Below are 15,364 nucleotides of genomic sequence, written 5' to 3'. Positions count from 1 at the left end.
CGGCTAACTTCGGCTGATGGCGCAACGGATCCTCGTCGTCGGGGCAGGTATCGCCGGTTTGGCAACCGCTGGGGCGCTGCAACAGGCCGACCACGACGTCACCGTCGTCGAAGAACGCACCGACACCTCGACTGGCAGTGCGATCAGCGTCTGGCCAAACGCGCTGGCAGCGCTCGACCACCTTGGCCTGGGTGAAGCTGTGCGAGAGGCGGGCCAGCAGGTTAACGCCGCCACTCTCCGCTGGCACGACGGAGGGTGGCTACGCCACCTGCCCGCCGAGCGATTGGTCGCCGCGCTCGGTGAGCCGCTGATTGTCATCCAACGCTCTGTGCTACGCGACATCCTGATGGCGGGAGTGCTTCCGGGCAGTATCGAATACGGACGGGCGGCAGAAGGACTGCTAGCCACCGGAGGCGGGGTGCATATCGCGATCTCCGATGGCACGGCCCGTCGTGCCGATGCGTTGATCGGCGCCGACGGTGTCGGCTCCATGGTGGCCCATCACCTCAATGGCCCGCTGGCCCGACGTTATGCCGGCTACACCGCTTGGCGCGGGATCGCCCGTTGCGGCATGGACCCTATGCTGGCCGGCGCGACACTCGGGCCTGGCGTGGAGATGGGCCATGTCCCGCTCGCCGGCGATCGGACGTATTGGTACGCCACCGAACGTGTGCCGGAAGGACGGCTCTCGCCTGGCGGCGAGTTGGCCTATTTGCGAGCCAAGCTGGCCCGGTGGGCTGACCCCGTCCCGAACATTCTCGCGGCAACAGCGCCGACCGAGGTATCGCGCAACGACCTCTATGACCGCGCTTGCGCCCGGAGTTGGGCGCACGGGGCGGTGGCGCTGGTCGGCGACGCGGCCCACCCGATGCGCCCGCACTTGGGTCAGGGCGGTTGCCAAGGTATCGAAGACGCTGCGGTCTTGGGGGCCTTCGTCCAGCGGGCCGCTGATCTGCCCACAGCCTTCGCGCGGTTCGCCGCCTTCCGGCGCGCGCGTGTCAGGTCACTGATACGTGAGTCGGCCATGGTCGGCCGGGTGATCAATCTGCGGCCGAAGTTTCTCAGCACTGCATCCTGCCGCGCCATTGCGGCGCTGCCCGAAGCGCTGTTCACTCGCCATTTGGCAGCCGTGGCGGCGCGGTCCGCGTTCCACCTCGCCTAACTAGGTCAAATGCGCAGCAGACGCGGGGCTGGGGCAACAGCAGGACAGAGTCGGTGCTCCGTGGGGTGGCCGGGCACAGCGCCAAGACGGTGACTCGGCGAAGCGGATGCGCGGCTCGATCAGCTCGGCAAACGGCACCGAGAATGCGGACGTGCCGGGCATAATGCCCGGCACTCCTGCCACACCGACGAACAAACCGTCGAGCAGGGCTGAATCAGCCGCGCCGACCGCAGACCGGCCAGGCCCCGAGGCCCTGCGAGCGCAACACGTTCTCAGCAACCCGGATCTGTTCTTCGCGACTCGCGTTGGCCGCGTTCCCTGAGCCGCCGTTGGCCCGCCAGGTGCCGGGGGTGAACTGCAGGCCACCGGAGTAGCCGTTACCCGTGCTGATGGACCAGTTTCCGCCTGATTCGCACTGTGCGATCGCATCCCAGTTCACGCTGTACACCGGCGGGGGCGGCGCGGGAGGCGCAAACGGAGCCGGCGGCGGAGGCAAGTTCGGGTCAAAACCCACCGGCGCAGGAACAGGAGCACCAGGCGGCGGGGGCGGCGGGGGCGGCGCGGGAGGCGCAAACGGAGCCGGCGGCGGAGGCAAGTTCGGGTCAAAACCCACCGGCGCAGGAACAGGAGCACCAGGCGGCGGGGGCGGCGGGGGCGGCGCGGGAGGCGCAAACGGAGCCGGCGGCGGAGGCAAGTTCGGGTCAAAACCCACCGGCGCAGGAACAGGAGCACCAGGCGCCGCATTGGGGTCAACGCCCGCGGGATCCGCGTTGGCAGTAGCTACGGTCGGCACAGCCGCAAGCGTGCCGGCGATCGCCGCAACGACGAATGTCTTTCGGACGGTCTTCACAATTGTTTCCTTTCGCGGTGCGCGCACGCCAAAGCCAGTCGTTGAGGGTGGGGTTCAACGCCTTGATCCATACCGAATGGCTGCTTTTGGAACGTGCCGTCTCGTTCTGGCACGACAGCGGAGGGCTTAGACACCTAGCGGGGGCTACCCGACAACTGCAGATCGGCTGCAGGCATAGCAAGCCGATTACAGCTCCGCTCACACGCGGGTCCGTGGATTCAATTTTTAGTCCGGTTTCGGACTCCGAGGACGTTACGATAACGATTCGGTTTCGTCATCCGCCACTAGCGGATATATCTATTCCATAACATGCCGATTAAGACGTGATACATAATTGTTATTGCAGGTCAGCCATATATTTTTAGCTCACGCCGATGTTTTACACCAAGAAATTATCGTGATTTGAATCACATAGATATTGTGACCCGAGACACGCATTTGAGCCCGTCGACCCTTCCAGTTCGGATCATTCGCAGACAAAACTGCCATAACCAGAGTCACGTCAGGCGTCAGAACTTGACGTCTACCACACCTTCAGAGTTTGCCCCGGGTCACCAGCAAATACCCGAAATAGCATGTTCACCAGCGAACTTCGCGTTGCCCTCAAGCAGAGCGCACCGGCGGTCAAAGCCAGATTTCCACAACGACATCGCCAAGCAGCGCCGTATCCCCGCACCGTTGGCGCGGGCATCAGATATCGCGCCTCGACAGCGAACGGCAGCTACCGAGACGATGCCGAGCCACCCCTTCGATACGGAAACAAAAAATTTCTGCCCCAGAAGAAGGCATTTGCTGCAGCATACCTAGGTCACCTTATTGCAACGCGACGACAGTACCCTTCTCGCCGCGGCCCACAGTACCCACAACAACCATCCCAAATGCCTTCTGCCGCAACGCAATTTAGATATATACAAACCAAGAACCTGATTGATTTTGCGGCGAAGTCACAGAGCAGATTGCGTTCACGCTGACACCAATAACAAATTATTGAAGAAATGATGAGAAAATACTATATAGAAGTCAAACAAAAAGGGCTGATACGATAACTGTTGTATAGGCGTTTTGATTCACAAATTCCGGCGCATAGTTTTCAATATTTCCATTGGCCCACACGACTGCGCCTGGACTCCTCAGCGCCCGGGTTGCGCCAGCATGGGTAGGTCTGCAGCCGAATTGACGTTGGTCAACGGCCGGGAATCCGATAGCACGATCTGCTGCGCGTCCGACGCGTCAATCAGAGCACTCATTTTTCGCTCGCCGGAAGCAACCAGCGCTTCCACCCGATCAGCCAGCTCGACACGGTATACCGCGGCCAGGTAGTGGCTGCGGCCATCCCAGGGCAGCACCACTTCGGCGTTGGTTTCGGCGGCCCGTCGAACGAGATCGTCGATCAAGTCTGAGGTCAAAAACGGCATGTCTACGGCGCAAACGAACGCGAACCGAGCACCCGCCTCGGCAGCCAAACGCAATCCACGTCCAGTCGCCGGCAACGGTCCCAGCCCCCGCAACTCGTCGCGCACGACGCGAACCTCGAGCGTCGGCAACGGTTGCCCGGGGGCCGCCATCACAAAAACGGGCTCGCAGCTCTGTCCAACGACGTCAACCACGTGCTCAACGAGAGTGGTAGCTCCGCTGCCGCCGGCAATGCCGCCAGCCGACCCCACATCGCGTCGATAAAACGGTAGCCCGGCTTTGTCTCGACCCATCCGGCGAGACTCGCCTCCAGCGAGCACAACCCCGGCCAGCGAAGCAGCATCGGATATGAGCGGAGCCACGTCAGTCGACGGTCCACGTGTCGCGACCGTGCAACAGCGATTGCAATGCGGCGGTGTCCGACGGAGTCGAGTTCCGGGCAACACTCACCTGCGCACGGGCCGTATCGTCATAGGTGGGCCTGCTGACATGGCGGAAGATTCCCAGCACCGTGTGGTCGAGGTTCTGTTCGGACAACCGCGACAGCGCGAACGCATAGGCCGTGTCGTCCGAATGCGCGTCATGCACGACAATCTCATCGACAGCCACGTCAGCTGTCTTTGCCACCTCGAGGCCAAAGCCGGACTTCACCACGCAGTATTCTCCACTGCCGCCGAACACAATTGGTTCACCATGTTCAACGTTGATCACCCGATCGGCAGAGCCCTCCTTACGCAGCGCATCGAAGGAGCCATCGTTGAAGATTGGGCAGTCCTGCAGAATCTCGACCAGTGCGGAGCCTCGATGCTGGGCTGCGGCGCGCAGCACGCCGGACAGCCCTTTGCGATCCGAGTCCAGCGCGCGCCCAACGAAAGTGGCCTCGGCGCCCAACGCCAAGGAAACCGGGTTGAACGGTTGATCCAGCGATCCCATCGGTGTCGACTTGGTGATCTTTCCGACTTCGGACGTCGGCGAATACTGGCCTTTGGTCAACCCGTAAATCCGGTTGTTGAAAAGCAGAATCGTCAGGTTAACGTTGCGGCGCAGAGCATGGATGAGGTGGTTACCTCCAATCGATAACGCATCGCCGTCGCCGGTGACTACCCACACCGAGAGATCGTCGCGAGCCAGCGCCAATCCGGTCGCGATCGCCGGCGCGCGGCCATGAATCGAGTGGAAACCGTAGGTCTCCAAGTAATACGGGAACCGGCTTGAACAGCCGATGCCGCTGATGAACACGATGTTTTCGCGGCGTAGCCCGAGCTCAGGCAAGAAATTGCGGATGGTGTTGAGGATGACGTAGTCACCGCACCCCGGGCACCAGCGCACTTCCTGGTCGCTGGTGAAGTCCTTGCCTTTTTGCGGTTGGTCCGTCGTGGGTACGCCATCATTTTTCGTCAACCTGGGGGTCACCCCGAGGTCTGTGCCCGCCAGATGGCTCATCGCTCTAGCCATGAGCGCCGTTCCTCCTCACCGCTTGGCGCTGCGTCGTCGCGGCGCCTGTCATGCGCTAACTCCCGCACCGACGGTGGCCGCACCCAATTTAGCCATCATCGTCTTGTCTTGTTCGATCTCCGCCAGAGTGCCGCCCAGGGCGGCGCGGATTACCCGGCCCACCTCGTCAGCCAGGAACGCAAGACCCTGAACTTTGCTGACTGATTGCACATCCACCAGGTACTTGCCGCGCAGCACCAGCGCCAGCTGACCTAAGTTCATCTCCGGCGCAACGACTCGCGGATAGCGCCGCAACACATCACCCAGGTTAGCTGGGAAAGGGTTCAGATACCGCAAATGGGCATGCGCGACCTTGATTCCCTTGAGGCGCGCGCGGCGGCACGCCTCCCCGATCGGGCCATAAGAACTACCCCACCCAATCAGCAGCAGTTCGGCATCTCCGCTCGGATCGTCAACCTCGACATCTGGAACGCGAATACCGTCGATTTTCGCCTGCCGCAGGCGGACCATCAGGTCGTGGTTGCCAGGTTCGTAGGAAATTTCGCCGGAGCCATTGGCCGATTCCAGTCCGCCGATACGGTGCTGCAGACCCGGAGTACCCGGAATCGCAAACTTTCGGGCGAGGGTTTCCGGATCCCGAGCATAAGGCTGGAACGGTTCGTCCGGTTTGGCAAAAGTGTGCTGGATCGGCTCGAGCGTGCTGACATCAGGGATTCGCCAGGGCTCGGAGCCGTTTGCAATGGCTCCGTCGGACAACACAACGACCGGCGTGTGATACGTCACTGCCATGCGCACCGCCTCGAGGGCAGTTGCGAAACAGTCGGACGGAGACTGCGGTGCCAAAACCGCCAGCGGCGACTCGCCGTTGCGTCCATAGAGCACTTGCAGCAGGTCGGCCTGCTCGGTCTTTGTCGGTAGGCCAGTCGACGGCCCACCCCGTTGCACGTCGATAACGATTAGCGGAAGTTCGGTCATAACGCCGAGGCCGAGCGCTTCTGACTTCAACGAAATTCCCGGACCCGAGGTACTGGTGACTCCGAGCGCACCACCATAGGCCGCCCCCAGCGCCGCACAGATGCCGCCGATCTCGTCTTCGGCCTGAAATGTGGTGACGTCGAAGTTCTTGTGCTTGGACAGCTCGTGCAGGATGTCCGACGCTGGCGTAATGGGATAACTGCCGAGCACCACCGGGAGGTCGGCGAGCCGGCCGGCCGCAACGATGCCATAGGCCAAGGCGGTGTTGCCCGAGATCTGCCGATATTCGCCGGCCGGCAAGGCTGCCGGCGCGACTTCGTAGGTGGTGCCGAAGGCTTCGGTAGTTTCGCCGTAGTTCCAGCCCGCTTTGAGGGCGAGCACGTTGGCCTCCGCGATGTCGGGTTTGCGCTCGAACTTCTCTCTGATGAAGTTCTCACTCGTCTCGATCGGACGCCCGTACATCCACGACAGCAGGCCCAGGGCAAACATGTTCTTGGCCCGCTGGCCGTCTTTCTTCGACGCACCGATTGTCTCGACGGCTCCAAGAGTTAGCGTGGTCATCGCGACGGCGTGCACAACGTAGTCCGACAGCTCTTCGGTCTCGAGCGGGTTTGTTACATAGCCCACCTTTGTCAGGTTCCGCTTGGTGAACTCGTCGGAATTCGCGATAACCATTCCGCCACGTGGTATGTCGCCAATGTTGGCTTTCAGCGCTGCTGGGTTCATAGCAACGAGCACATCCGGCCGGTCGCCCGCGGTGAAGATATCGTGGTCGGCGATCTGAATCTGGAAGGACGAAACTCCAGGCAAAGTCCCTGCGGGAGCCCGAATCTCAGCAGGATAGTTAGGCTGGGTCGCGAGGTCGTTTCCGAAGAGTGCCGCCTCCGAGGTAAACCGGTCGCCAGTAAGCTGCATGCCATCACCGGAGTCCCCGGCGAAACGGATAACCACATTTTCTAGGCGCTGCCGGTCCGCCTGCTCGTGAGCCGCATTGTGAGACTCTGACCCGGTTTCACTGCTGTTCGGATCCACGCCTCCGCCTTCCACTGGTTATCCAGACAGGCACTCCGCTGCAGCTCAGGTTACGCGCCGCCGGAGTGGCTCCCCCCACACGCACATTCTCACGTCACTGGCGGTACCGATTATGACACTTCGTACCAGATGTGTGGCCACCTTCGACCCTGACAAACGGGTGGCGTCTTAGGACTGGTGTAAAAACGCTGGGCGCATGTTCCTGGTGGTCATGTTACGCGGCGGTGGTGTCGGTCGTGGTTGTTGTGGTGGGGGGATGCAGTGGGCGGGGTGGCTCGAGCAGTTGGTGGCGTAGTTCTTGGAGGTGGCGGCTGGTCGCTGATGTTTGGGTGACTCCGCGCCAGCCGCGGCTGGCGCGGTCGAGGACGGCCCATACCAGCGACAGACAGCTGGTTTCGCCGGGTAGGCGGCCGATGACCTTGACCCGGCGACGGGATTCTCCGAAGGTGCGTTCGATGAGGTTGGAATGGCGGATGCGTGTCCAGTGTTGGCGGGGGAAGCGCAAATGCACGCTCAGCGAGGCGAAGTCGTTGGCCAGGCAAGCGACCGCGGCTGGGTAGAGCCCGCGGTATGTGGTGGTGAACTCCTCGGCGCGGCGGGTGGCTTCATCCACGGCCTGCTGGCCGGGTGGCTGGTCAATGTCATCGAAGATCGACCAGAACGCGGCTTTGATCTCGTCCTGGACCGCGACAGGTGTCTTGGCGATGACGTTACGGCAGCGATGGATCAGACACCGCTGACGCAGGCTTGCCGGAAACGTGGTCTCCCATGCGGCGATCAGGCCCGGCGCCCCGTCGGAGATGCCCAGTAGCGGCGGGCGTAGTCCCCGGTTCCTCAGGTCAGCCAAGAAGTCGGCCCACGCATCAGCCGACTCCGCTGCGGCTGGGGCCAGCCCAATAAACAGGGGCTTGCCGTCGGTGCAGATGCCCCAGGCGGCCAGCACCGGCTCGGCCGGGGCGTTGGGATGCATCCGAAAGTTCGAGGCATCCAAGAACAGGTAGTCCAACACCAGCTCATCAAGGCGTCGAGACGACCACGCAGCGAACTCGTCTTTGATGGCCGCACAAATCCGGCTCACCGTCGAGCGCGACAACGCCGCCTGCGAGCCCAGCACCTCGGCCAACGCGGCCTCGATGTCGCGATCCGACAAACCGCGCACCCATCCCGAAATCACCAACGCCTCCAGAGCGTGGGTGCGCGTCACCCCGGCACCGAATAGCCGCGAACAGAACCGCTCGTCGGTGTCGCGTAGTTTCGGGCGGCATAATTCGACCGAGCCCATCGTGGTCTTCACCGTCGCCGGCGGTTGATACCCATTGCGGTACCCGCCCGGGCCGTCCTGAACCCGACGCTGGTGACGGGCTCGGCCCAACACTGCTTCTACCTCGGCCTCCACGGCGACCTGAAACACCAGACGCACCGATAACCGCCCGACCTCCTCCAAAATCTCGGTCAACGGCCGCTCGGTCGCGGCGAACAACTGATCCATCTCAACACGCACACGCTCAATCGGCGATACTCGCTTGGTCACGGGCGTAGCCCCTCCTTCATAGCTTTCGTCGGTTGCGACGGAACCTACGCCCGTGACCATTTACACCAGCGATGAGACGCGACCCACAAACGGCAGGTGGAGCGCCAAAAGCCTACGTCACCGCGCAACTGGGTGCTACGCGAGACCCAACTGTGGCGTTGGTCACTGCGGTGGCCGCAGGTCCCGGAGCGGTCCTATCGGCCTGCGACTCCTAATCTTTACTACCGACTGTTTTTGCAGCCGTTTCGGGCATTGCCATCAGGTACAGGGCAAAACCCGCGCCGGCGATCGCCCCCAGCGACATGAAAGCGGTGTTGTAGTCGGCGGCGACCACAATCGAGCCTGCAACCAGGTTCGATATGGCCGCACCGATTCCCGTCGCGGCTGTTATCGCCCCCAAGCTGACATTGAAATGACCGGTTCCATGGGTCACATCCTGCACAACCAGGGGGAACAACGCGCCAAAAATTCCGGCTCCGACGCCATCGAGTAGTTGCACTCCGACAAGCCAGTACGATTGATCCGAAAGCGTGTAGAGGAACCCACGAGCAGTCAAGACAGCGAATCCGACCAAGAAGATGGGCTTTCGTCCCCAGCTATCGGCCTTCGCCCCAACCAAATACGCTACCGGCACCATCACCACCTGCGCGGCAACGATGCACGATGACATCAGCGCCGTGCCTGCGTCTTTGTCGTGCAACGCCAGCAGCTGGCCGACGAGCGGCAACATCGCAGCGTTAGCGAAGTGGAACGCGACGACCGACACCGCGAAGATCATCAATTGCCGATTGCGAAGCAAAACCCCGTAGCCTGACGGCTGTTGGTGTGACTCGCCGACCGCATGATCCATGCCGCGGGCTATGTCATGATCGATCGCCTCGCCAGGCAGCCACATTACTGCCACCACACTGCTCGCGCCCATGACCGCAAGCACCCAAAACACCACGGTCGGCCCGAAGAAGTACGCCAAGCCGCCGGTAAGAGCAGCGGCCGATGCGTTTCCGGCGTGGTTGAACGATTCATTGCGCCCAATCCGCCTGGAGAATAACCGTGGACCAACAACGCCGAGAGTGATCGCGGCCAAGGCCGGAGCAAAAATCGAGCTGGCAACCCCGGTGAGAACTTGCAAAACCGAGATCGCGTAAAAACCTGGAAACAGCGGCATCGCCAACGATCCAGCCGTGACCGCCGACGCGCCAACAACCACAAGCGCACGCTTGGCCGTTGTCCTGTCCACCAGCGCACCTATCGGCGTCTGCGCGACAACTGCGCCAATGCCCCCGATCGCCATGACGAACCCGATCGACTCCTGATCCCAGTGGTGCGTCAACAGGAGATAGATGGACAGGTAGGGCCCCAAGCCATCACGAACATCGGCCAGCAAGAAATTGACCAGGTCCAGAGCGTAAGCGAGCCGCCGCGGAACTACGTCAACGTGGCTCGACACGCGCATTTACAGCTTGGTGGAGCGGTTGGCCAACAGACACCGCGAACAACGTCCGCGCGATCCCTGCGGTTGTGTCACATTGACGGACTAGGCGCTCTTGTCACGTCGCTCAGAGCGCGACGGCTTGCGCGGCACGATCGTGGGCAACACGTTGTCCTCCACGGTCTCCTTTGTCACCACCACTTTGGCAACGTCGTCGCGGCTGGGGATGTCATACATCACAGGCAGCAGGACTTCTTCCATAATCGCCCGCAGACCGCGGGCGCCGGTGCCACGGTGGATCGCTTGATCGGCGATCGCCTCCAACGCGTCGTCGCTGAATTCCAGCTCCACACCGTCCATCTCGAAAAGTCGCGTGTACTGCTTGACCAGAGCGTTCTTCGGTTCGGACAAGATCTTGACCAACGACTCCATGTCGAGGTTGGTCACGGACGCAACGACCGGAAGGCGACCGATAAATTCAGGGATCAAACCGAACTTGATCAGATCCTCGGGCATCACTTCGGCGAAGTGATCGGTGGTATCGATCTCGGTCTTGGAGCGGACCTCGGCACCGAATCCCAAGCCACGCTTACCGACGCGCTCGTAGATGATCTTCTCCAGCCCGGCGAACGCACCCGCGACGATGAACAGCACATTGGTGGTGTCGATCTGGATGAACTCCTGGTGAGGATGCTTGCGACCGCCCTGCGGGGGAACCGATGCTTGGGTCCCCTCCAAGATTTTCAGCAGGGCCTGCTGAACCCCCTCACCGGAGACATCCCGGGTAATCGAAGGGTTTTCGCTCTTACGCGCGATCTTGTCGACCTCGTCGATGTAGATAATGCCCGTCTCAGCGCGTTTGACGTCGTAGTCAGCCGCCTGAATGAGTTTGAGCAGAATGTTCTCGACGTCCTCGCCGACGTAGCCGGCCTCAGTTAGCGCAGTGGCATCAGCAATAGCGAATGGAACGTTGAGCATCTTGGCCAGCGTCTGGGCCAGGTATGTCTTGCCACAGCCAGTCGGGCCGAGCATCAAAATATTGGACTTGGTGAGCTCCACCGGCTCACATCGCGAGTCGCGCCCCTTCTCACCGGCCTGGATTCGCTTGTAGTGGTTGTAGACCGCGACAGCGAGCGTCCGCTTGGCCGCGTCCTGGCCGATGACGTAGCTCTCCAGGAACTCCCGGATCTCGGCAGGCTTGGGCAGCTCGTCGAGCTTGACATCGTCAGCGTCGGCGAGCTCCTCTTCGATGATCTCGTTGCACAAGTCGATGCACTCATCGCAGATGTACACACCTGGGCCCGCAATGAGTTTCTTGACCTGTTTCTGACTCTTGCCGCAGAACGAGCATTTCAGCAGGTCGCCGCCGTCTCCGATGCGCGCCATGATGCTTCAGGGCCTACTTCCTGTTCGCCGTCATCTTGCTGTACCGCGTGTATTCCCCGACGCTACCCGCTTGCTCCGGCCCCCCGCGACCGTTAGCGCCGAATAGCTTCAGTCGTATTCACGCCCTGTCCGTCTTGATGAAACATATAGCCCGGCGGCTCCCCACACCCGCCGAGACGCGCAATACGTGTCTACGGCGTGTCGCACTCGTTACGCCACCGAGGCCGGTTAGCAGCCCTCTCGCATAGATCGATCAGACCCCCAATTAGTCACCCTACAATGACCGAGCAAGATTGGCCGCTAATTTCGCGCTGATTGCCGTAGGCGGGCGAGCAACCGTGTCCGCAATGCGCAGACCGGCCTTGCGACCTGCCGTATCAACTATTGCTACCGGGCAACACGCAACAACAGTTTTGCGAGCCCGGCGAGGACGGCTTTGTCGGCTGATCGGGTTCTGCGTGCAACACGTCTTCGGTGAGGGGGCCGGCTGCAACTCGCGCGCCGCGGCCCTCGTCATGCCGCGGGCAACTGGGCGACGTCTATAGCGTCCCGGTTCTCCACGTCTCGATCACCGACACCCAATCCCAGGCACACTCGTGGCAGACCGCACCGACACGCGCATAACCTGCTTGCGCAACTCGGACAGATGACCACCGCCGGACCTACCGACACGAACGTCACCGACCCCCTTCGCAGTGAAGTCGGCTGACACGCTATGGGATTCACCGCCCAAAAGCACTGGCCCACCTGCCTCCAAAGGCGCCGATACCCAGGTATCCGAGAGCGGCTCGCCGGTAGCACCTCGACGAAGCAGCGTCTCGCAGACGGATCGGTCATCTCGTATCCGAACAGCCGGCCAATGCGTATGATCACGTTAGTGACCGACGCCGCCCTTGCCGAGCAGGCTTTCCGCATCGGAATGGTCGACTTGGGGATTCCCATCGGCGGCTGCGAACCCCGTCCTGTCGACCTCGCGGAGGCACGACGCGCATTTCTTAAAGCGAGTGAAATCGATCCTGGCATGTGCGACGCCTGGATGGGCATCGCCATGGTCAACATGCAGGAACATCGAGGTTCTCCCGCCGCCGCCGCCAGCCAAAGTGTCGTAGAAAATTGTTACCGCACCCGGGCCCGACTGGGAGCCAATCAAAGCCGTTTGGGCGTAGCCCCTCACACCCTAACCGGCATGTATTCGGCCGGAATGGTGCAGCTTCCTATGCGCACCGTCAATGACACCTGCCTCGCGTATGCCGCGGGGCTCGCCATGAACTCTCAATACGATGAAGCCGTACAACTGATCTCAGAAATACACACAGATCCATCCAAGCGTGATGCTCTGCGTATCCCCGACTATCTTCTAGGTCTCATCTATTGGCGCACCGAGCGCTGGCCTGATGTCTTGAGCGCGTTAGGGGCGATCGAATGGCGCGAGAGCGTGATCCTCGACGCCGTCAACTATATGGCTGGTATGGCATCGGCCCACCTTGGCATGTTCATCGAGGCTGGCCGGAAACTCGACGCCATCTCCCCGTCAACTCCTGGCACATCAGCTATATATGATCGAGCGCTCCTCGAACGCGCTTACATTCACCGAGAAGAGGGCGACGAATCGCAGGCTCGCGCACTCTTCGAAACCATCCACACCCGGAGATCCGACCCCGACCTGGTGTCGTCCGCCGCCCGGGCCCTTGCCGATCCGCAAGACCGAATCAAGGTGGTAACTGACCGGTGGATCGCTACTCGAACCGACTATTGGGACCCTTCCTCAGCCGTAGGCCTGGAGGCTATCGGTGCATCTGCGGGCCGCGCCGAGGTACTCAAAAAGGCTGCCGAAAGCTTGGACAGACTCGTGGGCCTGGAGGCGGTCAAAGAAGACATCAAAGATATTGAGTCAAATGTTCGGGTGACCCAAAAGCTCCGAGAAAAAGGGTTACCGGCAGGCGAGCTGACCGAGAATATTCTCTTGTCCGGCCCAGCTGGAACGGGAAAAACCGAAGTTGCCCGGATACTGGCCAAGATTTTCGCCGGCTACGGGGCTGTCGAAACGGATAAGTTTGTCGAAGTGACCGAGGAAGATCTCGTCAGCAAGTATGTCGGCGAGACCCGGGAACGAACGTCGAAAAAGATTACCGAAGCGCTCGGCGGCGTGCTCTTTATCGACGAGGTTTATACCCTGGTAAAAGAATCCCGCGAGCACAACCACGGCCAGGAAGCCATCGAAGGACTCCTGCACCGCATGGAAAACGACCGTGGGCGACTTGTCGTCATTGTCGCTGGGTACGAAGAGGACATCAACAGATTTCTTCGCATCAACGAAGGGCTCGAATCCCGCTTCACTCAACGGATCCGATTTGCCTCCTACACCCCTGAAGAACTTGTCGCCATCGCCGAGAGACTTGCGCCCGCTCAAGGCTCTCCCCTGACGCCTGAGGCGAAAGGTGTGTTGTATCAGGCCTGCGCCCAGGCATATAACTCGCTAGACACGGCTACCGGGCACCGCAGCATTGACGCGCTTGGCAATGGGCGATTCATACGAAGTGTGATAAAGCGAGCCACCACCGCACGAAACCGTAGGCTATGTGCTGATATCGACCTCGACGCAGTTGCAGACCATACCCATCTGATCGCCGAAGATATCCTCAGCGCCCTAGACAAAGCAGACTTTCAGCACAAAGTTAGAGACGTTTGAGACGCGCCCACCCTCGGGCCTTGTGTCCCAACGTCTTCCAACGTCGTCAAGTTTCGCGGTCAGCAGCTGCCAAACCGGACACCGTTACCTGTTCGAGACTACTAGCCGATCTCTGCGGCGCATCCAAGTCGACCATGACCATAGACCCCACCAACCTGCCCGGATAGGCCTAGGGCTAGTGACCGAGTAAGCCAGTTCCACTGACGACTCTTTTCGCGTCAAAGGGGTCGTAGCCGGCATAGGCGAGTCGGTCAGACAACTTCGCTTTTCCTTTCGCCGCGGCGGCGGGATTCACCACGCGCCACCCGGAAGGTTGAAAAGGCCCGTGCGCCCGTGTGCCACGGACCACCCCAGCCGGCCGCGCACCTCGTTGTCCCCCCGTCGACGGCGGTATGGGCAGCATGCCCCCTCGCGGAAAGACGGACGGTGATCCATTCACAGTGGGCGAAGTAATCCCTAGGTTTAGTACCCCTCCGGCGTCAAGGAGTGACTTTCCCGACAGCTGCGGGGACACCGATCCAGGAGACAACGGCAGTGGGAACGCGGGGATGGAATAGTTCGCGGGCAGCGCCGGCCCCAGTGCACCAGCCGGCGCGTAAGGTAGCGCAGCGCCATAGTCGACTCCACTAGTGGAGGAATAGCTCACCAGATTGGCTGCCGTCGACATAGTTGTCGTTGCCGCTGAAGTCACTTGACCAAAAGTCGTAGAGAGATCATTGGCTGTCGGCGAGAGCGTGTCCACCAGACCCGATAGTGTGTCCGCCAGACTGGTCCCGCCTGCCCCCTCTGTGTCGTCGACCCCACCCGGCACACTCTCATCTACTCCCGATGTGCCCCCACCCGCTCCTGGCGTGGGTGCTCCATCCTCAGCGAGACTGGCAACCGGAGTAGCACTCGCGATCGACGGCGGCGGGGCCAGACCTACTGTCGTTGTTGCCGCTAGGCCGTTCGCGACCGCGCTATAGGTATCCATAGCACCGGCAGCCTGAACCCACATCTCGGTGTACGCAGCGCGATTGGCCAACATCGCACCCGAGTTGATACCAAGAACATTGGTGGCCGCCAAAGCGTCGAAAGTGACTTGATTACCCACAACGACAGGAACGAGCGGAGTCGTCAACGCGGCTGCTCGGTATGCGATCGCCAATGCGCGTTCTGCCGCACCCATTTCGTTGGCATAGGCCGCCGCCCCTGTCAGCCAGTCCGTGTACGGCACAAAAGCCGCACTCGCAGCAAACCCTGTAGGACCATTCCAACCCACCGCCGCTAATTCTCGGACGGCAGAAACAACATCGTCGATGACGCTAGCTATTACCGCACCTAGTTGACTCCAAGCCGAACTTGCCACGTGCATAGAAGACTCACCCGGCCCGGCCGTCAACCTACCGGAGTTCACTTCGGGAGGGAACGCACTGTATTCCATAGCAAGTTTTCCCCCGATG

10 protein-coding genes are annotated in these 15,364 nt (G+C 61.2%); 2 read left to right on the top strand and 8 right to left on the bottom strand.

Annotated features, from left to right (window positions below):
• Positions 1–16 precede the first annotated feature (16 nt).
• Complete coding sequence (locus ACO07W_RS17785; protein WP_421845027.1) at positions 17–1,162, top strand: FAD-dependent monooxygenase; 1,146 nt, start codon at positions 17–19, stop codon at positions 1,160–1,162.
• Between the two features lie 214 nt (positions 1,163–1,376).
• On the opposite strand, the gene ACO07W_RS17780 is transcribed toward ACO07W_RS17785, so the two are convergent.
• The 7 genes from ACO07W_RS17780 to clpX form a co-directional block, all read right to left on the bottom strand.
• Entirely contained in the window at positions 1,377–2,012 is a 636-nt protein-coding gene (locus ACO07W_RS17780; protein ID WP_421845026.1) for a transglycosylase family protein, read from the bottom strand.
• A 1,130-nt stretch (positions 2,013–3,142) separates the two neighbouring features.
• Entirely contained in the window at positions 3,143–3,787 is a 645-nt protein-coding gene (mobA, locus tag ACO07W_RS17775) for a molybdenum cofactor guanylyltransferase (protein WP_421845025.1), read from the bottom strand.
• 1 nt (position 3,788) lies between these two features.
• A complete protein-coding gene (locus ACO07W_RS17770) occupies positions 3,789–4,880 on the bottom strand; it encodes a 2-oxoacid:ferredoxin oxidoreductase subunit beta (protein WP_421845024.1) in 1,092 nt (363 codons plus the stop codon).
• A 48-nt stretch (positions 4,881–4,928) separates the two neighbouring features.
• Positions 4,929–6,887, bottom strand: coding sequence for a 2-oxoacid:acceptor oxidoreductase subunit alpha (locus ACO07W_RS17765; RefSeq protein ID WP_421845023.1), 1,959 nt, complete (start codon positions 6,885–6,887; stop codon positions 4,929–4,931).
• 214 nt (positions 6,888–7,101) lie between these two features.
• The gene (locus tag ACO07W_RS17760) at positions 7,102–8,376 is read right to left on the bottom strand and encodes an IS256 family transposase (protein WP_421840071.1); all 1,275 of its coding nucleotides are present in this window, start codon (positions 8,374–8,376) and stop codon (positions 7,102–7,104) included.
• Between the two features lie 253 nt (positions 8,377–8,629).
• The gene (locus tag ACO07W_RS17755) at positions 8,630–9,865 is read right to left on the bottom strand and encodes an MFS transporter (RefSeq protein WP_421846076.1); all 1,236 of its coding nucleotides are present in this window, start codon (positions 9,863–9,865) and stop codon (positions 8,630–8,632) included.
• A gap of 87 nt (positions 9,866–9,952) precedes the next feature.
• Complete coding sequence (clpX, locus tag ACO07W_RS17750; RefSeq protein WP_421845022.1) at positions 9,953–11,233, bottom strand: ATP-dependent Clp protease ATP-binding subunit ClpX; 1,281 nt, start codon at positions 11,231–11,233, stop codon at positions 9,953–9,955.
• A gap of 865 nt (positions 11,234–12,098) precedes the next feature.
• Between clpX and ACO07W_RS17745 the strand changes: the two genes are divergently transcribed.
• Positions 12,099–13,922 carry an AAA family ATPase gene (locus ACO07W_RS17745; RefSeq protein ID WP_421845021.1) on the top strand — a complete coding sequence of 608 codons (1,824 nt, stop codon included), beginning with the start codon at positions 12,099–12,101 and terminating at the stop codon, positions 13,920–13,922.
• Positions 13,923–14,097: 175 nt separating this feature from the next.
• Here ACO07W_RS17745 and ACO07W_RS17740 read toward each other — a convergent pair whose 3' ends face one another.
• Positions 14,098–15,345: a PPE family protein gene (locus ACO07W_RS17740; RefSeq protein ID WP_421845020.1), complete on the bottom strand. Its 1,248-nt coding sequence runs from the start codon at positions 15,343–15,345 to the stop codon at positions 14,098–14,100.
• Between the last annotated feature and the right edge of the window lie 19 nt (positions 15,346–15,364).

It is taken from the genome of Mycobacterium sp. (assembly GCF_965230835.1).
Classification (GTDB): Bacteria; Actinomycetota; Actinomycetes; order Mycobacteriales; family Mycobacteriaceae; genus Mycobacterium.
Note: the sequence above shows the minus strand (reverse complement) of the source record. Positions and strands in the feature narration are given on the sequence as shown.

What these genes read in the sequence shown, in the direction of transcription:
- ACO07W_RS17740 (WP_421845020.1), bottom strand. Translation starts at nt 15,345, where the DNA reads ATGGAATACAGTGCGTTCCCTCCCGAAGTGAACTCCGGTAGGTTGACG.
- clpX (WP_421845022.1), bottom strand. Translation starts at nt 11,233, where the DNA reads ATGGCGCGCATCGGAGACGGCGGCGACCTGCTGAAATGCTCGTTCTGC.
- ACO07W_RS17745 (WP_421845021.1), top strand. Translation starts at nt 12,099, where the DNA reads ATGATCACGTTAGTGACCGACGCCGCCCTTGCCGAGCAGGCTTTCCGC.
- ACO07W_RS17760 (WP_421840071.1), bottom strand. Translation starts at nt 8,376, where the DNA reads ATGGATCAGTTGTTCGCCGCGACCGAGCGGCCGTTGACCGAGATTTTG.
- ACO07W_RS17770 (WP_421845024.1), bottom strand. Translation starts at nt 4,880, where the DNA reads ATGGCTAGAGCGATGAGCCATCTGGCGGGCACAGACCTCGGGGTGACC.
- ACO07W_RS17785 (WP_421845027.1), top strand. Translation starts at nt 17, where the DNA reads ATGGCGCAACGGATCCTCGTCGTCGGGGCAGGTATCGCCGGTTTGGCA.